Here is a 24,034-nt window from a genome sequence, read left to right as displayed (position 1 = left end):
ATGCATGAAACGCAGACACTACAAAAAACTCGCCAGCGCCATGGCCGTGGCGCTGCCAGGCCTGGCCTACAGTGCCGCCCCCGTCCCGCAATTGGGCTACTACAACGAAGGCAACCCCGCCACGCGGCCGTTCACGCTGGCGGTGCGCGCGGGCGACTACGTCCACCTGTCCGGCCAGATGGGCACCGACGCCAACGGCCTGGTGCCGGGCGGCTTCGAAGCCCAGTCGCGCAAGGCCATGGACAATATCCAGGACATCCTCAAGGGCATGAACCTGAGCATGGACCACATCGTCAAATGCACGGTGATGATCGCGGACATGGGCAAGTGGGGCGACTTCAACAAGATCTACGCCGGCTACTTCAAGCCCGGCCGGCTGCCGGCGCGCAGCGCCTTCGGCGTGAACGCCCTGGCGCTGGGCGGCGAGATCGAAGTCGAATGCCTGGCGTACGCGCCGCTGGCGCCAGCTCCCAAGCGGGGCGCGCGGTGAGCGGCGAGACCGGCGCCCGCCGCGCTTTCCTGCGGCAGGCGGCGGCGCTCGGCTTCGCTGCCAGCCTGCCCGCCTTGGCGGAAGCGGCCCAAGCAGCCGACCCGCGCGCGCGCCGCCCCATCATCATCGACGCGCTGGGTGGCATCAGCAACCCCAACCGTCCGAAAGCGGAACTGGACGACCCGAACGCCATCGGCATCGACGCGCGCTCGCTCGCCGACGCCAGGGCCGCAGGCCTGAGCGCCGTCAACGTCACCATCGGCTTCGTGTTCGGCAAGGACGACCCGTACGAGCAAAGCGTGCGCGAAGCGGCCGCGTGGGACGCCCTCATCCGCCGCAACGACGCGCTGCTGAAAGTACACGGCGCAGCCGACATCCGCCGCGCGCACGAACAGGGCCGCACCGGCGTCATCCTCGGTTTCCAGAACGCCGCCATGATGGGCAAGGACGCGCGCCGCGTGGAAACCTTCGCCAACCTCGGCGTGCGCGTGATCCAGCTCACCTACAACGGCGCCAATCAGCTCGGCGACGGCGCCATGGCGCCGGACAACCGTGGCCTGACGCCGTTCGGCCGCGAGGTGGTGCAAGCGCTGAACCGGCACCGCGTGCTGGTGGACCTGAGCCACAGCGGCGAACACACCTGCCTGGACGCCATCGCCGCCTCCAGCCAGCCGGTCGCCATTACGCACACCGGCTGCCGCGCCGTGGCCGACCTGCCGCGCAACAAGACCGACCGCGAACTGCGCATGGTGGCCGACAAGGGCGGCTTCGTCGGCATCTACTTCATGCCCTTCCTCGCCATCGGCAGGCAGCCCATGGCGGCGGACTTGGTCGCGCACATCGAGCACGCCATCAATGTCTGCGGCGAGGACCACGTGGGCATCGGCACCGACGGCTATGTCAGCGGCATCGACGACATGCCGGCCTACATGCGCGGGCTGGAAAAGGAAGTGGCGCAGCGGCGCGCCAGCGGCATCGGCGCCACCGGCGAACGCGCCGACATCGTGACGTTCCTGCCCGACCTGCAAGGACCGGAGAAGTTCTGGAAGCTGGCGGACCTGCTGGCCAAACGCGGCCACGGCGCCGGCCGCATCGACAAAATCCTGGGCCTCAATTTCCTGCGCACCGCCGGCGGCGTATGGGGCTGATTCTTCTCTAGCAAAGCATCCATGTTCCCGACTATCCGCAAGCCCATCGCCGCCGCAGTCGCCCTGCTGTGCGCAGGCGCCGTCCACGCAGCAGCCACGCAAACCATCTACCGGGGCGCGACGCTGATCGACGGCACCACCGCTGCGCCGCGCACCGGCATGGCGATTGTCGTGGAAGGCGAACGCATCAAAGCCATCCTCCCCGCAGCGCAAGTGCCGGCGGACAGCGGCGCCACCGAGTACGATGCGCAAGGCATGTACGTGGTGCCCGGCCTGATCGACTCGCACGTGCACTACGCCACCAACCCCGACCGGCCCTACGCCGAAGCGGAACTGAAGCGCAATCTGTACGGCGGCGTGACCGGCGTGCGCGACATGGCGGGCGACGCGCGCGAACTGGCTTCGCTGTCGCGCGATGCGCTGCTGAACCGCATTCCCTCGCCGGACATCTACTACTCGGCACTGGTGGCGGGCCCCAGCTTCTTCAAGGACCCGCGCACCGTCGCCGCCGCGCAAGGCACGGTGCCGGGGCAAGTGCCGTGGCTATACTCGGTGGACGACAAGACCGACATCGCGCTGGCCATCGCGCAAGCGCGCGGCACCGGCGCCAGCGGCCTGAAGATCTACGCCAACCTGCCGGGCGCGCTGGTGGCAAAGCTGATCAAGGAAGGCAAGCGCCAGGGCTTCCCGGTGTGGACGCACCAGCAGGTCTATCCGTCCACGCCGTACGACACGCTGGGCGCCACGTCGGTGTCGCATGCGTGCATGGTGGCGCGCTACGTGCGGGAGGCCGGCAAGGCCGCTTATGGCCACAGCGGCGAGCCTTCCTACGCGGGCCTGACGGCGGCCGATCCCGGCATCCGCAAATACATCGCGGCGCTGGCCAGGTCCGGCTCCCTGCTGGACGCCACCCTGAGCGTGTACGCGCCCAAAGGCACGCCGCGCTGCCAGATCGAACTGGCGGGCGACATCACCCGCGCCGCACACCGGGCGGGCGTGAAGATCATCGCCGGCACAGACACCGACGGGCAGGGCGACGATCCCTATCCTATCCTGGACCGGGAGCTGGAGCGGCTGGTGCAGTATGCGGGCCTGACGCCGAACGAAGCCATCATCGCGGCCACCGCCAATGCCGCCATCGCGGTCGGCAAGCAGCGCGACATCGGCACGCTGGAAGCGGGCAAGTTCGCCAACATGGTGTTCCTGAAAAAAGACCCGCTGCAGGACATCGCCAACGTGCGCTCGGTGGTGCTGACCGTGAAACGCGGCCGGCAATTCGCGCGCGAGGACTACAAGTTCGCGCCGATACCAGCACAGAAGGAGTGAGCTAGCGATGCAGCTCACCGGCCCGCTCGGGCTGGTACAGCACATCGAGCACGGTGAGGTTGAAGGAGGCGCCGTCCGGGCGGGTCCAGTCTATGCTGTCGCCGCAGGCCAGGCCGAGCAGCGCGTTGCCCACCGGCGTGAGCACCGAGATGCGATCGTCGCCGGGCTGCATGTCCTTTGGATAGGCCAGCGTCAGCGTGAATTCCTCGGCCGGCTGGTCCAGCGCGAAACGCACGCGCGAATTCATGGTGACGACGTCCGGCGGCATGTCCGCCGGCTCCAGCATTTCGGCGCGCGCCAGTTCTTCCAGCAGCGCGTGCTTGACGGCCGACTGCGCCGCAGGCAGCGAATCGATCAGCGTTTCCAGGCGGTCCATGTCGATGGACGACACAACGATATTGGGTCTCATGAGGTAACTCCACAAATGTCAGGAAAATGGCAAGTCAGTTGGAGAGTGGCCCGGGGGGAGGAAAGACGGCGTCCTCCTGGAATTCCCGCCGGGCCTCAGGAAAGGCCGGCGAGATCACGCGCATGCACGCGCCAGCCTTCGCCACACTGGGGCGAAACGGCGCAATACGGACGGTTACTCGGCAGGATCATGAGGAATGTTGTGTTGGGACTGTCCCGAGTATAGCGCTTTTGCGCGCGCGCCTGGCGGTTCGCAGGCGCCGCCAGGCCAGCACCACGCCGGTGGCGCTCAGCACGGCGCCCAGCAGGCAGAGCGAAACCACCAGCACGTCCCATGCGGGACGCGCGCGGACGGCAGCGGAGAAGTCCAGCTGGTGCAGGCCGTTGAACAGCCAGCGGTTCCATTTGCTGTTGCTGTCGGCGTAGCCCGCCAGCTTGCCCTGCATCGGATCGGCATAGAAGGTGGTAGCATCCGGCAGTGCGAACTGCACGCGCAGCACGGGGAAGGCAGCCGGGTTGTGGTGGCTGTAGTAGTAGTGGTCGCCGGCGGTTAGCATGACAGCTTCCTGCACCGGTGCGGTGGGACGCACCGCCTGCACCGCGCGCAGCAGCGCGTCCGGCGGCAGCGCGCCCACTGCTTCGCCGCAGTGCGCGTCGAGCAGCTGGCGCCCGGAGCGTTCCAGCGCGGCCAGATAGAGCTTGCCGCCCACGCGCCGCCATTCCAGTTCCAGCACGCCGGGGTAGGCGCGCACCGCGTCCGCCACGGCGACCGTGAGATCGTCCCGCGCCAGCGGGCCGCCGGCGAAGGCCAGCTTGTCCTGCGCGGTGATGCCGGGCGAGGACAGCCAGCCGAACGGCGTGACGGACAGCCAGCCGCTGAACAGCCAGGTGAGCGTGAGCGTGCCGAGGCTCAGGCCGAGCCAGTGGTGCCAGGCTTGCCAGCCTCTGTATGGCGAGCGGGCGCCGCTGGCATAGCGGCGGCGCAGGCGCAGGCGCTGGATGCCCAGCACCATGCCGGTCATGGCCAGCAGCAGGGCCACGGCCGAGGTCCACATGACCACCTGCCGCCACGCCTCGCCGTGCTTGCGCAGCGGCGTGACGTAGACCCAGTGGATCACCGAACCGGCCCAGTTCCAGGCGCGCTCGCTGCGCCTGGTGTCGCGCACCAGTTCACCGGTGCGGCCCGACACGTACAGCACGCTGCCGGCCGCGTCGCCCGCGTCCACGCGGTACAGCGGCCGGTGCGCGGCCACGCGGCCGAAAGTCCACTGGTCCAGCTCCATCTGCTGCACGGACGGCATGGGTGCACCGGGCGCCATCGCTGGCGCGGCGGCGGCGATGGCCATGGCGTCTGTCACGCGCAGCACGGCGCCGGTGTCGGCCCATACCGAATGCAAGCCGCGCACGGACTGGAAATGGTAGGCGGGCCGGCCGGCCACGGTGTTCAGGCGCACCGAATCCGGCATGCCCGGCTGCGAGCCTTCCTGCGCGATTGCTTGCCACGCATCCCAGGCGCTGACACGGACCTGGGCGGCATCGATCTGCGCCAGCCACGCCATGCGTTCCTGCTCGGTGAGCGCCGGATACGGCACATACATCATGACGATGCCGGAACCGAACCACAGCAGCACCAGCAGGCCGATGCCTATGCCCAGCCAGCGGTGCCACAGGTGCAGCTGGCGCTTCCAGTTAAGCATGGCCTAGCGGATCAGTAGCGCCACTGCACGGTCAGCTCGGCATGGCGGCGGTCGCCCAGCAGGTACTGGCTGTCGCTGTAGGAGGTGCTGGCGTACAGCTTGTCGGCCAGGTTGCGCAGGTTCAGCTGCACCAGCACGTTGCGGTTGACATTCCAGCCCAGCGTGGCGTCCAGCACGGTGTAGGCGGGCAGCGCCTGGTTGTTGCCGCTGTCGATGTAGCGCTTGCCGACGTAGCGCGCGCCGGCGCCGGCGCGCCAGGCGTCCGCCTTGTAGGTGAGCCACAGGTTGGCCGAGGTCTCGGGCACGTCGGCGGGGCGCTTGCCGGCGCGCGAGACGTTGCCGCCTTCGATCAGGTTGTCGAACTGCGCGTCGGTGTAGGCCAGGTTGGCGTCCACGCGCCATGCCGTGGCCACGCTGGCGCTGGCGCTGAACTCGGCGCCCTGCGACGATTGCGAGCCGCCCTGGACCGACAGTGCCGGGTTGGACGGGTCGCGCGTGATGATGTCGTCCTTGCGGATGCGGTACAGCGCGGCGGTCCACTCGGCCTTGCCGTTGGCCAGCGACTGCTTGACGCCGCCCTCCACCTGGCGCGAGCGGGTCAGCTTGTAGCGGGCATTGGCCAGGTTCAGCGACAACAGGCTGGTGAGCGGATCGCTGCCGGTGCTGAGCTGGCCGTACAGCGACGTCTGCGGCGCCAGCTTCCAGGTGAGGCCCAGGCGCGCGGAATTCGAGATCAGCGTGGAACTGAAGCCGGCGGCGCCCAGCAGGCTGACGCGGTCCACTTCATAGCGGTCGTGCCGCGCACCGGCCAGCAGCAGCAGGCTTTCGTTCAGGCTGTAGGCGTCTTCGATGTAGAACGCGTTGGTGGCGGTGTCGGTGGCGAAGTTCGGGCGCAGCGGATCCGGGCTGTCGAACACGCCCGGGTTGAAGCCGGTGGGCGCCACGCTGGAGCTGCCGCCGTAGGGCGAGTTGTTCGTGTGCAGGAAGTTGATGGTAGCCGCTTCCCAGCCCGCCACCAGCTTGTTGGCGCCCGCGTTCCAGCGTGCCTCGAGACGGTTGGCGGTCTGCTCCTGGTCGTGCTGGATGGCGATGTAGTCGCTGCGCTCAACCACCTTGGCAACCGGGTTGTAGACGTAGTACTCGGCGTTGCGCCAGTTGCGGCGCGCTTTCATGTAGGCCAGCTCGTTGCTGATGGCGAGCGCCGGCGATACGCGCCAGGTGAGGCGCGCGATGGCCTTGTCGTCCACGTATTCGATGTCGGCGTCGCCCACGTTGTAGTTCTCGTTGCGCAGATGGCCGGCCAGCCGGCCGTTCACCAGCGGCGTGCCGAAGTAGCGCTGCGGCTTCTCTTCGGCGTGGTCCAGCTGCGCGTCCAGGTCCAGGTCCGGCGTGAGTGCGTAAGTCAGGCTGGTGAGCAGCTTGCCGTTGCGCGCGTCGCCACGGTCGACGAAGCCGTCGCTGCGGCCGGCGTAGGCGTCGACGCGGAAGGCGCCCTTCTCTCCCAGCGCGCCGGTGCCGCCCAGGCCTGCGCGCAGCGCCTTGCCGCCGCCGATGCCGGCCATGGCTTCGATGGACTGGGCGCGCTGCGGCGCCTTGCGCACTGCGTTGATGGTGGCGCCGGTGCTGCCGCTGCCGTAGACCACGGAGCCGGGGCCGCGCAGCACTTCGATGTACTCATAGCCCCATGGATCGGCCGGGGAAGTGGCGGTGCCCGAGCCCACCAGCAGGCGCTGGCCGTTCTCCAGCATGGCGATGGCGTTGTTGCCGCTGAAGCCGCGCGCGGAATAGGCAATGCCGTTGCCCGGGGAGCTGGTGTCGGTCAGGCCGGTGCTGCGGGTAATGGCGTCCTTCACCTGGAGGTCGCCGCGCGCCTGCATGGCGGCGGCGCTGAGCGACTCGACGCTGGCCGGCATGTCCTGCGCGCTCAGGTTCAGGCGGCTGGCGGTGCCGTTCTCGCGCGCCAGGCCCAGGCCTTCCTGCACGGCTGCGCCAACCACGGTTACGGTGGGCATGGTGTCCGCTTGCTGCGCGCCTGCCGTGGCGGAGCACAGCAATGCGATGGCGGCGGCGATGGGGCGGATGGCGTGGCGTTTCTTATTCTTGTACATCATAAAAGCAGTCTTATTTTTTCTTGGCCGGTTCGATCAGCACCAGCTGACCGGTCTTGGGGTCGCGGAAAACTTCGCCGACGCGGTCGTAGCCGCTGCCGTTCTGGCTCACGCCGTCCGCAGGGCGTTCGATCTGGCGGCCCTTCTCCACCGGCTTGGGCGCCTTCAGCGCGCCCTGCGAACCAGCGATGGCGGCGATCAGGCCGCAGGCGAAGACCAGCATCACGTCGACCAGGTTGACCAGGCTGGCGCGCGGGTCTTCGTCGCTGTCGTCGAAGCGGGCGTCGAGGCGGGAATAGAGGCGCATGCGCTGGCGCGCGGGCTGGGTGCTCATGCTGCTTGCCCCATGGCTGCTTGCCCCATCGATTGCTCCATGGCTTCCAGCGTTTCTTCGTACCAGCGGCGGCGCAGCTTGCCGATCACCAGGCCGCCGATGCCTGCCACCAGGCCGAGCACCGTGGCGTCGAAAGCGACGGTGACGGCGCTTGCCAGCTGGGCGGGGTCGCCTTGTCCGAGCGCGGCCAGGCCGGGCCCGAGGGGGATGATGGTGGCCATCAGGCCCAGCATCGGCGGGATGCGCGCCAGCAGGTCGGCGCGCTCCAGGCGGTGGCGGGCAATGGCCTGCACTTGCGCCAGGTTGCCGCTTGCGGCCAGCTTGGCCAGGCCGTGGAAGCGCTCGCCGGCGGCGATGCCCGCTTCCACCACCGCGATGGCGCAGCCGAGCAGCAGCGTGGCCAGCGCGGGCGCCAGCAGCCAGCTGACCGCGTCATGCAGCCAGGCGTAGGACATGGTTTCGATCATGGGGAACTCCTTACAGGTTGATAGGTTGAGGTACGTTGGGCACGCGACGGCCGCGCCACAGGCCCAGCGAGAACAGGGCGAGCAAGGCGGCCAGTGCGCCGAGCAGCTTGGCAGCGCGCACGGCGGGCGCTTCCGGCGGCACGACTTTCTGGTGCAGTTCGTAGAGGCGCGGGGCCGGCTCGGCGGGCGCCTCGGCGCTGTCGGGCGCTTCGGCGGACTTGGCGGCGCTGTCCTTCACGGCGGCCGGCGGCGTGGCGGCGGCAGCAGCGGTGGCGGCATCGGCCACGCGCGGCTGGCTGGCCGCATCGGGGGGCAGCAGTTCGCCGCGCGCCTTGGCCAGCGTAACGCCCAGCGCGCCCGCGTCGGCACTGTCCAGCTGCGGCGCAAGCCAGTCCCACATGGGATGGTTGGGCGCCGCGTGGCCGCTGCCCGGCAAGCCGTTCTTCGCCACCAGCTGTGCCAGTTCGCCGCCCATCTGCTTGATGGTGGCGGGGTCGGTCTTCCAGTAGCCCTTCTCGGCGGCCACCATGAAAATGGCCAGCATGTGCGCCTTCACGTGCACGTTGTGCTGCCGGCCCAGGAACTGAGGCAGGCCCAGTTTGTGCGCGTCGTCGAAGTACACCGACTTCACTTCGTCCCAGGCCCAGTTCTTCACCAGGTCCGGCCGCGTAACCTGCCAGCCCCACAGGTTCTCCAGGAACTCCTGTCCCATGGTGCGCGCGCCGGCGTAGCCGTGGCCCATCAGCGGCTTGAGCCAGGCCGGGTTCAGGAAGCGCCCCCGCAGCTCGCCCAGCAAGGCCGACGCCAGCGGTTCCACGTCGGCGCGGCCCGGCTGTGCATGCTGCAGGATGAAGGCCTGCGGCACGCGGCCGGTGCGGCCTTCGATGGCCAGCGACAGGCCGCCCAGGTAGTCGAAGGCGTCGTTGTTGTCGAGCAGGCCGTACAGATTGCTGGCGCGGCCATGATAGGTGCGCTCGATGCCGTCCAGCGCCACGTCGAAGGCGGCGTGGGTGGCCTCGCCGCTGGCGTCCAGCCCGTAGGCGTGGCCCATGCGGTTGCGGTAGGCGCGGCCGATTTCCTCGCGCTCGCGCCAGGCGCCGGAGCGCTCGGTCAGGCGGTTGACGCCGGTGCCGTATGCGCCGGGCGCGTCGCCGAACACGCGCTGCGCGGCGGCGCGGCCAGCTTCGCTTGCCGGCATGCCGGCGGCGGCCAGCGCGCGCCGGCGCACCAGCCATTCGCGCGCCACGCGGTTCTGCGCCGGGTCTTCGCTGCCCCAGGCCACGCCCGGCACCGGCGCAAGCGCCGCCTGCAAGGCTTCCTTCAGCGCAGGGTCGCGCCCGGCCAGCGTGGCGGCCGATGCGGCCAGCGCCATGCGCCCGGCGCGGTCGATCAGGCGGATCAGGTTCGGATACAGGTCGCGGAACAGGCCGGAGGTGGTCACCAGCGCGTCGCGCCGCACGGCGCCGGGCTTGAGCTTCACGTCGGTGACGATGCCGCGCGCGTTCCACACCGGCTCGGTGCCCATCATGGCCAGTGCGAACGCCACCATCACGCCCTCGTCGCGCACCGCGTCGGAGGCCCACAGGATGATGCCTTCGCTGCCCTTGGTTGAGCTGTCTCCGCCCTTGCCCGCGTTGGCCTTGGCGGCCATGCGTTCGCCCAGCTGGTAGCCCAGGCGGGTCGGCAGGATGTCGCCGTCCACCGCGTGGAAATTGCGGCCGGTGGGCAGCGCCTCGGGCGAGCGCAGCGGGTCGTTGCCCTTGCCCGGTTCGATGTACTCGCCATCCAGCCCGGCCAGCAGCGCCAGCATCTCGCGGCGCGGCGAATCGGCCAGCCTGGCGGCGATGTCCGGGCCATCGATGCCGCCTTTCTTCATCGAATCGAGCATCAGGTCGATCGACTCCTGCTTCCATGGGCGGCCGAAAATATGCAGGCCGTGCGGCATGAACTTCTCCTGCAGCTTGGTCAGGTAGTGGCCCACTTCGTGCGCCAGCAGGTCGTCGTCGGCAGCGTCGAAGCCGATGCCGCGCACGGCCAACACGTCGGCCATGGACGCTTCCAGTTCGGCCTTCAGGTTGAGCGCATTGACGCGCTCGCGCATCAGCGCGGCGGCCTGCGTCTTGAGCGACTCCGAACTGGCGGCCTCGAAGCTCTCCACCACCTGGCGCAAGGCCAGCAGATCGTCGTACAGCGGCGTGGAGGCCAGCGGCGGCGTCAGGTGGTCGACGATGACGGCCAAGCCGCGCCGCTTGGCCTGCGTGCCCTCGCCCACGCCATCGACGATGTAGGGATAGATGCCCGGCAGGTCGCCGGCGATCAGGCTGGGATAGTCGTCGGAACTCAGGCCGACCGCTTTGCCGGGCAAGAACTCGTAGGTGGAATGGCGGCCCACGTGCACCAGCGCGTCTGCCTTGAAGCGGTCGCGCAGCCAGTGGTAGTAGCCGAGGTACTGGTGCGGCGGCGTGATGCTGGTGTTCGCGTGCAGCAGTTCCTCGTCCACTTCCCAGCCGCGCGGCGGCTGCGGGCCGATGAACACATTGCCGAACACCAGGCCGGGCACCAGCAGTTTGCCGCTGTCGACCATGATCTTGCCGGGCGCCGCGCCCCAGCCTTTCAAGCCTTCGATGCCGTAGCCGGACAGCCGCTTGCTGAGCGGCGCCAGCGCGGCGCAGCCGCTTTTCCTCCTGGCGCCGCGCGCGGGGATGGCACCCGCGTCCAGGCAAGCGTGATAGCCCTCGGCCAGCGCGGCCAGGTCGCGGATCGCGGCTTCGCGCTGCGGATGGTCGGCGCCTTCCACCAGGTGCTGCAATTCCTTGATGATGACTTCGGCCTGCTTGCGGCCCAGCGCGCGCTCGCCGGCGGCCTCCGCTTCCAGCACGTCGGCATGCAGGCGGCCCAGCAGGCCGCTGGTCATCTCGCCTTGCACGCGCGGCGGCAAGGCGCCGAACCAGCGCGCATAGTCCGCCGCGCCGACGCTGTTCACCGTGCCGCTCAGCTCCCGCAGCGCGGCGCGGTCTTCCGGCAGGTTCACGCCATGCGCCATGATCATGTCCAGCAGCGCTTGCGGCGATTCGGGCAGCGTGCCCACCGTGTAGCCGGCGTTCTTCATCGCATTCAGCATGTCGAACAGCGAGGCCGGCACGTCCAGGTTGTCGGCGCCGATGTTCTGGCGGCCCGGCGGATGGTTGTAGTAGATCAGCGCCACGCGCTTGTCGCTATTGGCCTTGCTGCGCAGCGCCAGCCAGCGGCTCACGCGCGCGGACAGCCGGTCGGCCTCCTCGGCCAGCACCACCGGCGGGCGGTTCTCGATGCCGGTGCGGCGGTCCAGCTGCGCCTGGCCGAGCGCGGCCACCACGATGGGCTGGCCGATGCCCTGCAGTTCCGGCAGCGCCACGCGGTACTGCACCGAGTCCGGAGGCAGGCCGTCCGGCGACAGGCGCCACTGCACGGCGGTGCGGTCGGACAGGCGGATCGCCTTGAACACCGGCACGTTGAGCCGCTTGAACGCTTCGGTGACGGCTTCGCGCCCCTCGGCGGCGCCCACCACGAAGTCCTGCAGCACCACCAGCGCCGCCGGCTGCGCCGGCGCGATCAGTTCGGGCAGGCGCTCCAGCGCCTCGCGCGAAGCGCCGCCCCAGCGCGTGAGCACCTGCACGCAGGGCTGGCCGCGCTGCTCCACGCGCCGGCACACGGCGGCGGGAACCGCGCTATCCATATTGGACAGATCCAGCACCACCACGGTGGGCTGCGGCTTCAGGCCCAGCTGCGCGGCCTTGCCCCACGCGGCCGCGTCGGTCAGTTCGCGCTGGCCCACGCGCACGCGCAGCGTCGGTTCCGGCCGCGGTCCGGCCAGCGCCACGGATGGATTGAGCAAGTGCGCGAACAGCGCCGCCGTATTGTCGGCGCCGCCCGCCTGCCACACCTGGCGCGCGGCCAGCCAGCGGCTCGCTGCGGGGTTGGCCTGGGCCGCCTTCAGGGCCGCTGCGGGCGGCGCCTCCGACGACAGTTCGCGCAGCGTGTCCGGCGAAAAGTCGTGCAGGCTGGCGCGCGGATCGCGGCTCATGAGACTGAGGCTGGCTTCGCCGTTGAAGGCCAGCACCGGCGTCTGGGCCCGGGCGTGGCGCGGCAGCACTTCCTTCAGGCGGCGCGCCGGATCGCCGAACAGGGACACCGCGAGCACGGTATCGGCCTGCCTGATCCACAAGCCGGCGTCGCGCTCGCTGGCCGCCATCCATTGCGCGGGCGTGCGCAGCACGATGCGGTCGCCGGGATGGCTGGCCAGGTGACGGTGCGCAGCCTCGATGGCCGCCGGCGCGGCGCGCTCGGTGACGATGGCGAACAGGGTGGCGGCCGGTGCGCGCGCGCAAGCGCAGGCGCATAGCAGCGCTGCGGCGAACCGCAGGAGTATGGAGGTGCTCAATTTGAACTTTAACCAGTAGCTGCGCGCCGGGCGCGCAGGAAAACAGGCAAAACCACACCCCGGGTTTTGCGCAATTTTCGTGACTGGCCGGTCTTCTGGCTGGCCTTCATCCTCCTTCGGCCCTGCCTTCCCGTGCAATGCACAGTGGCGTTCGGTCAAAGTCGTCAGGCTTACAGCAGCGGGGGCTGCGCCGGACTGGCGCGGGATGAAAATCCCGCGCGTCACCGGCTTCCCGTTTCACCCTCCAGCCGACAAGCGGGAGGGCACCATTCACGTTAATGCCGCGATTCTACCGTATTGAGCATGGTCATGAAACATGTTCGTTGCGGTGGACGGATGGAGCGGCGGGCGGTTAGTGTTGAATTTCACGGACAAAGGAAGCCCATGGAACCGTCTACTTATGGTGCGCTGGAGCCGCCCGGAATGCGGGTAGCGCCGGCGGCCGATGCACTCGCCGTCGCCGGCGTGGCCGTGGTTTCGGCAACCGTGTTCCAGGCCTACTGGCTGCTGGAGGACGTGCTGCGCTGGTACCCGTCCACCACGCTGCCGGCACTGATCGCCGTAGCGGCGGCCTGCATCGCCGCCTCCGGCGTCAGCTACGCTTGCGTGCCGCGCCCACTCCGCACGCTCATGCGCGGCATGGGCATCGCGTGCGGCGTGTACAGCATGCTGCTCTACCCTTCGGTTCCCGCGATCGCGCACGATTTCAAGGGCTGGAGCCAGTTCATCCTCAACCTTGCATGGCCGATGGCCGGCGTTGCGGCACTGCTGTCCATGCAGCGCCCGGCATGGCTGCTGTACTGCGGCTTCTACATTTACTGGATCAAGCACGCTGCCGGCTATATCACCGGTTTCCCCTTCCACACCCTGCTCGATGTCAATCCGATGATACAGCTGCCGGTCTACCTGTCGCTGTCGGTGGTCGCCCTGGAACTGGCGAAACGGCGCTGGCCTGCCAGTTGGCCGCGCATCGGCGGCACGGCGCCTTACTGGACCATACTCTTCATCGCGATCGCCATGCAGGCGGCGAACTATTTCTATTCGTCGCTTGCCAAGGGCGGCCTGGATGGCGGTGTGCTGGACTGGGCGCTCAACAACGAGAACCGCAACATCTACCACGTCGCGCTGCACAACAAGCAGCTGCTGTGGGGCGACTGGACCGCGCTGACCAGCATGGTGTCGGCGCTGCTGCAGGTGGTGGGCCGGCCGTTCGCGATAGGCGTGTTCCTGATCCAGCTGGCGGCGGTACTGGTGTTCGCCAACCGGCGGCTGCTGCTGGTGCTGTTCGCCCTGTTCGACCTGTTCGACCTGATGCACATCGGGATCTTCGTGCTGGTGGGCGCCAATTTCTGGACCTGGTTCATGGTGAACCTCTCCATCATCGCGGCGGTGTCGCAACTGCCCCGCGGCGCCTTCAACTGGAAGACCGGCGCGGCGGGCGCGCTCGCCATTGTGCTGGCGCCGCTGTTCGCCAACGTCGCCCGGCTGGGCTGGTACGACAGCCTGGCGGTCAACGAAGTCCATTTCGACGTGGAGCTGGAAGACGGCAAAACGGAGCGCATGCCGTCCACCGCGTTCGGCTTCTACTCCTACCCCATCTCCCACATGAGCTTTGGCCTGCCGCCCGGGAGGTACTTGCCCACCGCGACCAACGGCGGCACGTTCTCGTCCGCCATCGTGCGCCAATCCTACCGTTGCGATTTCGCCAGCTCGGCCCCGGCCACCGACGTTGTGTGGGACGGCGCAAGCGTGTCCGCCTTCATCCGGGGTTACCATCGGCAGGTATTGAGCAAAACGGGGGCCGGCGGACGCTGGCCGAACAGCATCTACCCGCACCATTTCTGGAGCGCGCCATCGGTCGAGAAGGCGTTTGCCGGCGTAGACATGCGCCGCGTGCGCGCCTACCGCATGGTGATCGATTCCGTGTGCCTGGACCCGGACACCGGCGCCCTGAAAAGAAAGGTCTACCGCAATGAGTACCGAATCGACCTTGCAGGCTGAGCTCCCCGGCGGCCTGGTGATCGTGTATGACGGCGAGTGCCCGTTCTGCTCGAATTATGTACAGGTGCTCGCGCTGCGCGAGGCGGCCGGGCCGGTCCGCCTGGTCGACGCCCGCAGCGATCCCGCGCTCGCCGCCCGGCTGCGGCGCGGCGGCTACGACCTGAACGAAGGCATGGTGGCGCTGTACGGCGGCGGCGTCTACTACGGCGCAGAATGCGTGCACCTGCTTGCGTTGTTGAGCACGCCTTCCGGCATGTTCAACCGTATCAACAGCGCGGTGTTCCGCTCGCGCACGCTGTCCCGCCTCCTGTATCCCGTACTGCGCTGCGGACGCAACCTCACCCTCAAGCTGCTGGGGCGCCGCAAGCTGCCCTGAAATTTTTTTGAAGATTTTTAAAATATCGCTTGCTATTACATAGCGCACGATATAAAGTACCTACATCGGCGCTGCAAACACAGCGAGACGTAGCAAAAAGTAGGGCACGATTTAATAGATAGCAATCTAACTTAACCCACAGCAAAGGAAACATCATGTCGATCAAACAAGTTCTGTACCGCGCAACTTCCAAAGCAACCGGTGGCCGCGAAGGCCGTGCTGTCTCCTCCGACGGCGTTCTGGACGTCAAACTGACCACCCCGAAAGAACTGGGCGGCGCAGGCGCAGTCGGCACCAATCCTGAACAGCTGTTCGCCGCCGGCTACTCGGCTTGCTTCATCGGCGCCATGAAATTCGTCGGCGGCCGCGACAAGATCGCCGTGCCGGCGGACGTGTCGGTGGAAGCCACCGTAGGTATCGGCGCCATCGAGACCGGCTTCGGCATCGAAGCGGAACTGAAAATCTCGCTGCCGGGCCTGGACCGCGCAACCGCTGAAAAACTGGTCGCCGCAGCGCACATCGTCTGCCCGTACTCGAACGCCACCCGCGGCAACATCGACGTCACGCTGACCATCGTATAAAGCAAGCCTTGCTGCTACCGCCAAGGCGGTGGCAGCAGCCTGAAGGTCCATGAAATAAGTAGTGCACGATCTAATAGACACCAATTTAAACTTAGGAGAAATATCATGAAAGCATCCATCCTGTCCGCCGCCGCCGCCATCCTGACCCTGAGCGCCAGCGCCTACGCCGCCGAACCCGTCAACAGCGGTGAAGGCTACCAGGGCTACACCAGCGCCGTGTCGTCGGTTTCGACCCGCACCCGCGCCGAAGTGAAAGCCGAAACCATCGCCGCCCTGCGCGACGGCCTGATCCTGAACGGTGAAGCCTACCCTGGCAACATCACCGGCCCTGCCAAGGAACCAGGCAAAACCCGCCAGGAAGTGCGTGCGGAACTGGCCCTGGCCATCCAAACCGGCACCCTGCCGCGCTACGAGTAAGACCATCGCTGCAAAGCAGCAGCAAATAAGTAGTTAGCGATCTAATCGAACACAACTTAATTTAGGAGAAATACCATGAAAGCATCCATCCTGTCCGCCGCCGCCGTCGTCATCGCCCTGACCTCGAGCGCCTATGCAGCCGAACCCGTCAACAGCGGCGAAGGCTACCAGGGCTACACCAGCGCGGTGTCGTCGGTCTCGACCCGTACCCGCGCCGAAGTGAAAGCCGAAACCATCGCCGCCCTGCGCGACGGCCTGATCCTGAACGGCGAAGCCTATCCGGCCAGCGTGACCGCCCCTTCCAAGGCGCCAGGCAAAACCCGCCAGGAAGTGCGCGCCGAACTGGCCCAGGCAATCCAGGCCGGCACCCTGCCACGCTATGAGTAAAGCCCCTTACAATGGTTGCTTCTTTCCCGCAGAGGCAACCATGATCGAGTGGCAATGGCTTGAGTTTGAACAGATTCCGCGCGAAGACCTGTATGAAGTGCTGCGCCAGCGGCAAGAGGTCTTCGTGCTGGAACAGAAATGCCTGTATCCCGATATCGACGGATACGACCAGGCGGCGCATCACCTGATGGCTTGGCACATCGTTGACGGCAAACGCCAGCTGGCAGCCTACCTGCGCTGCATCGCTCCCGGTGTGAAATTCCCTGAAATGTCTTTGGGCCGCGTTTTGACGGCATCGTCCGCGCGCGGCAGCGGCATTGGCCGCAAGTTGCTGGAAGAAGGCATCCGCCGCGCAGAAGCGCTGCACCCAGGCCACCGCTTCCGCATCGGCGCCCAGCTTTACCTCGAAAAATTCTACGGCAGCTTCGGCTTCGCGCGCGCCAGCGAACCGTATGACGAAGACGGCATCATGCACATCGACATGCTGCGTTAAAAAAGCGCCGCCTCAAAACGTGATGACGAAGCGCGCGCCGGCGCCCACCGGTTTGGCGTAGCGCACCATGCCGCCGTTGGCGTGCACCAGGTGGCGCACCATGGCCAGGCCGATGCCGCGCCCCTGCTTCTTGGTCGAGAAAAACGGCGTGAACACTTGCGCGGCCAGCTCCTGCGGCACGCCGGGGCCGTTGTCGGCCACCTCGATGCGCAGCCGCCCTCCCCTGCTCAATCGCGCGCTCACCTGCACTTGCGGCTGCGGCGTGGCGGCGGTGGCTTCGGCGGCGTTCTTCAGCAAATTGATCAGGGCCTGCTCCAGCTGGCCGGGGTCCACCATCACGTCCAGCGAGGCCGGCTCCACCGAAAAGCCGGCGCTGCCGCCGCGCGCCAGCCACTGCGGCGCCATCAGCATGGACAGGCGCGCGAACAGTTCGCCCAGGTGCACGCGCTCGGGCTGCGCTTGCGGCACGCTGGACAGGCTGCGGTAGCTGGCCACGAATTCCACCAGGCTGGCGGCGCGGCGCGCGATGGCGTCCAGCGCCGTGCCCAGGTCGCCGCTCACGTCCGGCGCCAGGTCGGCCTTGGCTTCGTCCAGCAGGTCGCAGGCGGTGCGCGACAGCGACGCCACCGGCGTGAGCGAATTCATGATCTCGTGCGTGAGCACCTGCACCAGCTGGCGCCAGGCGTTCATCGCTTCCGCTTCCAGCTCGCTCTCGACCGGCATCATCGCAGCCAGGCGCTGGCCGGCGCCTTGCAATGTCAGCGCAGTGACGGTGGCCAGCGCGCGCTCAATGCCGCGTTCCGATTCAAAGCTCACCAGTTCGCGCCGCTCGGCCGTTTGCGCCGCCAGCAACTGCGCCAGTTGCGCCGGATCGCTGGCGCGCCCGGGGGCGAGCAGGCGGCGCGCGCTGGCGTTCAGCGGCGTCAGCGCACCCGGTCCGCTCAGGTGGGCGATGGCGAACAGCGCGATCGGCGCATGCTCAAGGCGCGCCTCCAGCGCCTGCGCGGCATCGAGCAGCGCGCGCCGGTCCGGCGTGAGTCCCCACGCGCCATCCGTGGCCATGGCCGTGGTCGCGGTGTTGGCCGTAGCCAGTGCCAATGCGGGCGCGAACGCGGGAACAACGCCTGGCGCGACCGGGGCGGCGCGCAGGCGGCGGTGGAGCAGGCAGGCGGGCACGATGGCGGCGAGCCCGCACAGCACTTGCATGCGCGGCGAGCCGGCATAGGCGGCGGCGGCGTAGCTCAGCGCCATCAGCGCGGCGGCACTGCCGTAGGCGGCGGCCCAGCCGGCGAACTTGCGCGGCCGCTCAGATGCCATGCTTGCCCAGCTTGCGGTAGAGCGCGGCGCGGCTGACGCCCAGCATGCGGGCGGTGTGGCTGATGTTGCCGTTGGCGGCGGCCAGCGCCGCGGCGATGGCGTCGCGCTCAAGGGCGCTCAGGGTGAGGTCGTCGCCCGCTGCGGACGGCGCGGCGTCGAGGCGGATGGGGGCGTTGGCGGCAGCGTTGGCGGACGCGCTAACGGAGGCCGGGCCTGTGAGGCCGAAGTCGTCGGCCAGGTATTCGCTGTCGCGGCCAAGGATGACGGCGCGTTCGCAGGCGTGGCGCAGCGCGCGCACATTGCCGGGCCAGGGGTGCGCAGCCAGCCAGGCCTGTGCAGCGGCCGACAGCGCGCGCGCCGGGCGCTGGTACTGGCGCTCGTAGGCATCCAGGTAATGGCGCAGCAGGCCGGGGATGTCTTCGCGCCGTTCGCGCAGCGGCGGCACGCGGATGACGATGGTATTGAGCCGGAACAGCAGGTCGGGCCGGAATTCGGCCGGATCGAACAGCCGCACTTCGTCCAGGTTGGTGGCGCTGATGATGCGCACGTCGATGGCTTCGGGCTTGTCGGCGCCGATCGGGGTCACTTCGCGGCGCTCCAGCACCGTCAGCAGCTTGGCCTGCGCGGCCAGCGGCATGTTGCCGATTTCGTCGAGGAACAGCGAGCCGCCGCGCGCGGCCTGGAAGCGCCCGGCGCGGTCGGCCTTGGCGTCGGTGAAGGAACCTTTGCGGTGGCCGAACAATTCGCTTTCAAAGGTGGATTCGGGCAAGGCGCCCATGTCCACCGCGAGAAAAGTGCCGGCGGCGCGCTGCGAGGACAGGTGGATGGCGCGCGCCACCAGCTCTTTGCCGACGCCGTTTTCGCCCAGCACCATCACGTTGGCGCCGGTGGGGCCGACGCTGGCGATCATCGCCTTCACGCTGTGCATGGCGGGCGAGTCGCCCATCAGGGCGGCGGTGGCGTCGGCGGCGGTGGTAGCGGCGGCGGCGTTGCCGGCCAGCGGCCGTGCGGGCGCCTCGGCGGCGCGGCGCGCCAGCGCGGCATCGACCGCCGCCACCAGGCGCGCGTTGTCCCATGGCTTGGTGATGAAGTCGCAGGCGCCGCGCTTCAACGCTTCCACCGCCAGCGGCACGTCGGCGTAGGCGGTGAGCGCGATCACGGCGCAGCGTTGCGCGCGCAGCGTGTCCAGCAAGGCCAGGCCTTCGGCGCCGTCGATGCGGCCGGGGGTGAAGTTGAAGTCGAGCAGGACCACGTCGGGCACGCCGCGCGCGAGGAAAGCGGGCAGCTGCGCCGAATCGTTCAGGGTGGCGACCGTGCCGTAGCGGCGCCGCAGCAGCATCTGCGCGGCACAGGCCACGTCGGTGTCGTCGTCGAGTATCAGGATGTGTGCTGTGGTGTCGGCCATGTGGCGCATTCTAGCAGCCTGGATCGCCTTGCGGAGCAAGGCTTTCCGCGCAATTTCAGCGTGTTCTCCGGCGCTCGGAGTGGACTGTCCGTTTCCGGACACCCGGCACTGTCCGCATGCGGACAAGAGCCGCCCGCGTGCGCCGCGAAACGGGGCGAATCCGCCATTTCCGGCAGCTGGCACAGGCCTTGCAGATGGAGAGTCCATCGTCATCCGCTTGCGAAAAAAAATGAACACTTCCCAGCCCAAACTCGTCACCGGCGCCGCCATGGACACCATCGTGCCCAGGCGGCGCGGCAAGACGATTGCGCTTGCCGCCGCAGGCACGGTAGCCGTGGCCTGCCTGGCCTTCGCGCTGTGGCACTGGATGCCGCGCGGCCTGCAGGTGACGGCGGGCGAGTTGCGCATCGCCGCCGTGGAGCGCGGCGTGTTCCGCGACGATATCGTGGTGCGGGCCACCGCGCAGCCACTGCAGTCGGTGATGCTCGATTCGGTGGAGTCCGGCCGCATCGAGGAAGTGTATGCGCGCGACGGCGACCTGGTGAAACAGGGCCAGCTGCTGTTCCGCATCTCCAACCCGCAGCGCAACCTGGAGCTGCTGGCGCGCCAGGCGGAACATGCGCAGCAGATTTCCAACCTGTCCAATCTGCGCGTGGCGCAGGAGGCCAGCCGCAGCGACCACCAGCGCCGCCTGGACGATCTCAATTTCGCCATGGAGCAGGCGCAAAAACGCCATGCGCGCGAAGAAAAGCTGGCGGCACAAGGCTTCCTGTCCCCGGTGGCGCTGGAGGAGTCGGCCGACCGCCTGGCGCAGCAGTGGCGCGTGCTGGCGCAGGCGCAGGCCAGCGACGACACCGACCGGCGCGTGCGCGGCACCGCGCTGGCGCAACTGGACAAGGCGCTGGACGGCTTGCAGTCCGGCCTGAAGCTGGTAAGCGCCACGGTGGAGGCGCTGGCGGTGCGCGCCCCCAGCGCCGGCAGGCTGACCGATTTCCGCCTGCAGGTGGGCGAGTCCATCGCCACCGGCAAGCACGTGGGCCGCATCGACGATCCGGCGCGCTTCAAGCTGTCGGCCGAGGTGGACGAGTACTACCTGAAGCGCGTGGCCGTGGGGCGCCACGGCAGCGTGCAGATGGACGGCCGCAGCTACGCGGTGGACGTGTCCACCATCTACCCGCAGATCAAGGAGGGCCGCTTCACCGTGGAGCTGACCTTCAACGCCGCGCAGCCGGAAGCCCTCAGCCCCGGCCAGAGCGTGGACGCCACCATCACGCTGGGCGAGCCGGCGCCCGCGCTGCTGCTGCCGAACGGCGCTTTCCTCAACGACAGCGGCGGCACCTGGGTCTTCGTCGTGACGCAGGACGGCGGCGTGGCCGAACGGCGCGCCATCCGCAGCGGCCGCCGCAACAACGGCCAGCTCGAAGTGCTGTCCGGCCTGGCCGTGGGCGAACGCGTCATCGTGTCCGGCTATACGGCCTATGGCGATTCACCCAGGCTGCAGATTTCCAAGTAAGCTCATCACCAACGAAAAAGGAACCACTATGCTCAAGCTTTCAGGCGTCACCAAAACCCACCTTGCGGGCGAAGTCCAGACCACCGCGCTGGACCGCATCGACCTGCAGATCGACGCCGGCGAGTACGTGGCCATCACCGGCCCCTCCGGCTGCGGCAAGTCCACCTTGCTCAGCCTTCTCGGCTTGCTGGATGTGCCCAGCAGCGGCGAGTACTGGTTCGAGGGGCAGAACGTGGCGGGATGGAGCGAAGGCAGGTTGAACGAACTGCGGCGCGGCCGCATCGGCTTCATCTTCCAGAGCTTCAACCTGATCGAAGAGCTGAGCGTGTTCGAGAACGTGGAACTGGCGCTGGAGTACACCGGCATGGCCAAGGCCGAGCGCAAGGCCAGGGTGACGGCCATGCTGAACAAGCTGGGCGTGCTGCACCGCGCCGGGCACCGCCCGTCGCAGCTGTCCGGCGGCCAGCAGCAGCGCGTGGCGATCGCGCGCGCGCTGGTGTCCGGTCCGGCCCTGCTGCTGGCCGATGAACCGACCGGCAACCTGGACACGGCGCACGGCGACGAGGTGATGCGGCTGCTGCGCAGCATCAACGCCGAGGGCACCACGGTGGTGATGGTGACGCACTCGCCGTCGCACGCCGCGCAGGCTTCTCGCACGCTGAACCTGCTGGACGGCCGCATCATGGTCGACGCGCTGCGCGCAGCATGAAGGCGTCCGACTTCCGCATCGGCTGGCGCCTGCTGCTGCAGGAGCGCGGCTATTCGGCGGTGACCATCCTCGGCCTGGCGCTGGGCTTCGCGGCCTGTTTCCTGCTGATGGCCTACGTACAGTTCAGCTTCAGCTACGACAGCCACGTGCCGCAGGCCGAGCGCGTGTACGTTGCTAAGAACCGCCTCAACATCCTGGAGCGCGGCGGCTGGTTCGAAAACACGCCGATCAACCTGCTGGCCGTGGCCGAAGGCAGCCCGCAGGTGGAGGCGGCGGCCGTGGCGCTGACCGGCTCGGCCACCCTGCGCCAGGACGGCATGCTGGCCAACCTGGACTTCCTGCTGGTGAGCCCCGCCATGCCGAAAGTGCTCGGCCTGCGAGCGCTGGAAGGCGACCTGGATGCCGCGCTGCAGCGGCCGGACAGCCTTGCCCTCACCGAGAGCAAGGCGCGCCAGCTGCTGGGCGCCGCACGCGGCGTGGCGGGCAGGACGCTGGCCATCGAGAACCTGCAGTACAAGGTGGCCGCGATTGTGCCCGATCCGCCTGCCGCCACCACCCTGCCCTACGCGGCGCTGATGGGCACCGCCAGCCAGCTGCTGCCCGAGGCCATGCACAAGCGCCTGGACAAGCACAAGCCGTCCAACTGGGGCGGCATCATGTCGCGGCTGTATGTACGCCTGGCGCCGGGCGCCACGCCGCAGGCCTTGCAGCGCGAAATGCAGGACGCGTCCGACCGCTCGCCGTTCGCCGCCTCGCTGGCGCCGGACATGCTGCAGCGACTGAAAGGGCGCGCGCCATCCGACATCGGCCTGGTCTCGCTGCGCGGCTGGTACTTCGACCCCGACCTGGCAGGCAGCGGCAGCGCCCGCCACGGTGACGCCAAGCTGGTGCTGGGCGTGGCCGCCGTCGGCGCGCTGGTGCTGCTGCTGGCCGCCATCAACTACGTCAACCTGGCCACCGTGCGCGTGATACGGCGGCGCGCCGAAATCGCCATGCGCAAGGTGCTGGGCGCCAGCCATGCGCGGGTGGCAGCCATGCTGATGGCCGAATCGCTGTTGGCCAGCATGCTGGCGGCGGCCATGGGCCTGCTGCTGGCCTGGCTGCTGCTGCCCGGCTGCGCACAGCTGCTGAACCGGCCGCTGGCTACTGTAATGGGACCGGGCGCGGCGCTGGCGGCGCTGGCCGTAGGCCTGGCCACCGGCGTGCTGGCTGGCCTGCATCCCGCCTGGCTGGCGCTGCGCGTGCGGCCGGCCCAGGCATTGGCCGCGCGCGGCGGGCAGGAAACCCATGGCGCCACCTGGATGCGGCGCGCCGTCACCGTCTTCCAGATGACCTGCGCCATGGGCTTGGTGGCCACCACGCTGGCGGTAGCATGGCAGACGCGCTTCGCCAGCAACGCCAACCCGGGCTTCGACCCGCGCCCGCTGCTGGTGCTGGAGCTGCCCTCGCTGATGTGGGAAGGCGACGCGCCGCGCCAGCTGCAAGAGGCCCTGCTCAGGGTGCCCGGCGTGCAGGGCGTTACCTACTCGCCGGTGCCGGCGGGGCGCTACTACCTGGGCCTGAACAACCCGGTTCGCACCGCCGCCGGCGTCTCCGCCACCCTGCAGCAGCGCGCGGTATCGCCCACCTTCTTCCAGGTGTACGGCGTGGCGCCGCTGGCCGGACGCGGCTTCGATCCGCAGCGCGAGCAGGAAAGCAACGACAAGGCCGTGGTGCTGAATGCGGCCGCCGCCAAGGCACTGGGCTTCGCATCGCCGCAGGCGGCCGTGGGCCAAACCGTCACGCTGAAAGGCCGCAAGGGCGATATCCAGCCGGTGGTGATCGGCGTGGTGCCGGACCTGCGCTACCAGTCGCTGCGCGAAACGCCGGCCCCGGTGCTGTACATGAACAACCGCAACGCCTCCGTGCTGACGGTGCGCTACCAGGGCGACATGGCCGAGCTGGAAGGCGCGGCGGATGCGCTGTGGCGGCAGTACTTCCCGGACGCGATCCCGGACATGCATCGCGCCGCCAGCTATTTCGCCGACAACTACGACGACGACGCGCGCCTGGCGGCCATGCTGGCGGCGGGCAGCGCCATGGCCTTGCTGCTGTCGGCCTTCGGCATCTATGTGCTGGCGGCCTACAACGTGCAGCGGCGGGCGCGCGAGATCGTGCTGCGCAAGCTGTACGGCGCGCCGCGCGGCGCCGTGGCGCGCCTGCTGGGCAGGGAGTTCGCCTGGATGGCGGGCTGCGCTGCCTTGCTCGGCCTGCCGCTGGCCGCGCTGGCGATCCAGCGCTACCTGTCCGAGTTCGCCGAGCAGGCGCCCATCGGCGCCTGGACGCTGCTGGCGGCGCTCGGCGCGGTGCTGGCGGTCGCGCTGGGCGCCACCATCCGCCACACGCTGGCCGCCCTGCGCATGTCGCCGGCGCTGGCCCTGCGTACTTAAAGCCGAAG

Annotated in this window: 20 protein-coding genes and 1 riboswitch; of the genes, 12 read left to right on the top strand and 8 right to left on the bottom strand. The window is 68.7% G+C overall.

Annotated features, from left to right (window positions below; translation table 11 throughout):
• Positions 1-4: 4 nt before the first annotated feature.
• From AC56DV_RS14880 to AC56DV_RS14870, 3 genes are read left to right on the top strand one after another with little or no spacing between them, the layout of a single operon-like run.
• Positions 5-490, top strand: a complete 486-nt coding sequence (locus tag AC56DV_RS14880) for a RidA family protein (RefSeq protein ID WP_496315053.1) — start codon at positions 5-7, stop codon at positions 488-490.
• Positions 439-1,638 carry a dipeptidase gene (locus AC56DV_RS14875; RefSeq protein WP_496315052.1) on the top strand — a complete coding sequence of 400 codons (1,200 nt, stop codon included), beginning with the start codon at positions 439-441 and terminating at the stop codon, positions 1,636-1,638. Before AC56DV_RS14880 ends, AC56DV_RS14875 begins: the two co-directional genes overlap by 52 nt.
• Positions 1,639-1,659: 21 nt before the next feature.
• Positions 1,660-2,964, top strand: a complete 1,305-nt coding sequence (locus AC56DV_RS14870) for an amidohydrolase family protein (protein ID WP_496315051.1) — start codon at positions 1,660-1,662, stop codon at positions 2,962-2,964.
• 1 nt (position 2,965) lies between these two features.
• Here AC56DV_RS14870 and rnk read toward each other — a convergent pair whose 3' ends face one another.
• From rnk to AC56DV_RS14840, 6 genes are all read right to left on the bottom strand, one after another.
• Positions 2,966-3,373 carry a nucleoside diphosphate kinase regulator gene (gene rnk, locus AC56DV_RS14865; protein ID WP_496315050.1) on the bottom strand — a complete coding sequence of 136 codons (408 nt, stop codon included), beginning with the start codon at positions 3,371-3,373 and terminating at the stop codon, positions 2,966-2,968.
• A 187-nt stretch (positions 3,374-3,560) separates the two neighbouring features.
• A complete protein-coding gene (locus AC56DV_RS14860; RefSeq protein WP_496315049.1) occupies positions 3,561-5,069 on the bottom strand; it encodes a PepSY domain-containing protein in 1,509 nt (502 codons plus the stop codon).
• Between the two features lie 11 nt (positions 5,070-5,080).
• A complete protein-coding gene (locus AC56DV_RS14855; RefSeq protein ID WP_496315048.1) occupies positions 5,081-7,180 on the bottom strand; it encodes a TonB-dependent receptor in 2,100 nt (699 codons plus the stop codon).
• A 10-nt stretch (positions 7,181-7,190) separates the two neighbouring features.
• Positions 7,191-7,511, bottom strand: coding sequence for a hypothetical protein (locus AC56DV_RS14850; protein ID WP_496315047.1), 321 nt, complete (start codon positions 7,509-7,511; stop codon positions 7,191-7,193).
• Positions 7,508-7,978, bottom strand: a complete 471-nt coding sequence (locus AC56DV_RS14845) for a MotA/TolQ/ExbB proton channel family protein (RefSeq protein ID WP_496315046.1) — start codon at positions 7,976-7,978, stop codon at positions 7,508-7,510. The genes AC56DV_RS14850 and AC56DV_RS14845 overlap by 4 nt, the downstream gene beginning before the upstream one ends.
• A gap of 10 nt (positions 7,979-7,988) precedes the next feature.
• Positions 7,989-12,398, bottom strand: coding sequence for a cobaltochelatase subunit CobN (locus AC56DV_RS14840; RefSeq protein ID WP_496315045.1), 4,410 nt, complete (start codon positions 12,396-12,398; stop codon positions 7,989-7,991).
• A gap of 68 nt (positions 12,399-12,466) precedes the next feature.
• A riboswitch (cobalamin riboswitch) is annotated at positions 12,467-12,684 on the bottom strand.
• Between the two features lie 98 nt (positions 12,685-12,782).
• Between AC56DV_RS14840 and AC56DV_RS14835 the strand changes: the two genes are divergently transcribed.
• The 6 genes from AC56DV_RS14835 (at position 12,783) to AC56DV_RS14810 (ending at position 16,653) form a co-directional block, all read left to right on the top strand.
• On the top strand, positions 12,783-14,399 hold the full coding sequence (locus AC56DV_RS14835) for a hypothetical protein (protein WP_496315044.1): 1,617 nt from the start codon (positions 12,783-12,785) through the stop codon (positions 14,397-14,399).
• Positions 14,371-14,775 carry a thiol-disulfide oxidoreductase DCC family protein gene (locus AC56DV_RS14830; protein ID WP_496315043.1) on the top strand — a complete coding sequence of 135 codons (405 nt, stop codon included), beginning with the start codon at positions 14,371-14,373 and terminating at the stop codon, positions 14,773-14,775. The genes AC56DV_RS14835 and AC56DV_RS14830 overlap by 29 nt, the downstream gene beginning before the upstream one ends.
• A 155-nt stretch (positions 14,776-14,930) precedes the next feature.
• A complete protein-coding gene (locus tag AC56DV_RS14825) occupies positions 14,931-15,356 on the top strand; it encodes an organic hydroperoxide resistance protein (RefSeq protein ID WP_496315042.1) in 426 nt (141 codons plus the stop codon).
• Between the two features lie 105 nt (positions 15,357-15,461).
• Positions 15,462-15,773: a DUF4148 domain-containing protein gene (locus tag AC56DV_RS14820; RefSeq protein ID WP_496315041.1), complete on the top strand. Its 312-nt coding sequence runs from the start codon at positions 15,462-15,464 to the stop codon at positions 15,771-15,773.
• A 75-nt stretch (positions 15,774-15,848) separates the two neighbouring features.
• Positions 15,849-16,160: a DUF4148 domain-containing protein gene (locus AC56DV_RS14815; protein WP_496315040.1), complete on the top strand. Its 312-nt coding sequence runs from the start codon at positions 15,849-15,851 to the stop codon at positions 16,158-16,160.
• A gap of 40 nt (positions 16,161-16,200) precedes the next feature.
• Positions 16,201-16,653, top strand: coding sequence for a GNAT family N-acetyltransferase (locus tag AC56DV_RS14810; RefSeq protein WP_496315633.1), 453 nt, complete (start codon positions 16,201-16,203; stop codon positions 16,651-16,653).
• 12 nt (positions 16,654-16,665) lie between these two features.
• On the opposite strand, the gene AC56DV_RS14805 is transcribed toward AC56DV_RS14810, so the two are convergent.
• Together AC56DV_RS14805 and AC56DV_RS14800 are read right to left on the bottom strand one after the other, a co-directional pair.
• On the bottom strand, positions 16,666-17,970 hold the full coding sequence (locus AC56DV_RS14805) for a sensor histidine kinase (protein WP_496315039.1): 1,305 nt from the start codon (positions 17,968-17,970) through the stop codon (positions 16,666-16,668).
• Positions 17,960-19,375 carry a sigma-54-dependent transcriptional regulator gene (locus AC56DV_RS14800; protein ID WP_496315038.1) on the bottom strand — a complete coding sequence of 472 codons (1,416 nt, stop codon included), beginning with the start codon at positions 19,373-19,375 and terminating at the stop codon, positions 17,960-17,962. Before AC56DV_RS14800 ends, AC56DV_RS14805 begins: the two co-directional genes overlap by 11 nt.
• A 229-nt stretch (positions 19,376-19,604) precedes the next feature.
• Here AC56DV_RS14800 and AC56DV_RS14795 point away from each other — a divergent pair, with 229 nt between their 5' ends.
• The 3 genes from AC56DV_RS14795 to AC56DV_RS14785 are packed head-to-tail and all read left to right on the top strand — an operon-like array spanning position 19,605 to position 24,026.
• On the top strand, positions 19,605-20,888 hold the full coding sequence (locus AC56DV_RS14795; protein WP_496315037.1) for an efflux RND transporter periplasmic adaptor subunit: 1,284 nt from the start codon (positions 19,605-19,607) through the stop codon (positions 20,886-20,888).
• Between the two features lie 28 nt (positions 20,889-20,916).
• Positions 20,917-21,597: an ABC transporter ATP-binding protein gene (locus tag AC56DV_RS14790; protein WP_496315036.1), complete on the top strand. Its 681-nt coding sequence runs from the start codon at positions 20,917-20,919 to the stop codon at positions 21,595-21,597.
• Positions 21,594-24,026, top strand: a complete 2,433-nt coding sequence (locus AC56DV_RS14785) for an ABC transporter permease (RefSeq protein ID WP_496315035.1) — start codon at positions 21,594-21,596, stop codon at positions 24,024-24,026. The genes AC56DV_RS14790 and AC56DV_RS14785 overlap by 4 nt, the downstream gene beginning before the upstream one ends.
• The last annotated feature ends 8 nt before the right edge of the window (positions 24,027-24,034 follow it).

The organism is Massilia sp. BGA-UO-ETr-WB1 (genome assembly GCF_059567845.1).
Note: the sequence above shows the minus strand (reverse complement) of the source record. Positions and strands in the feature narration are given on the sequence as shown.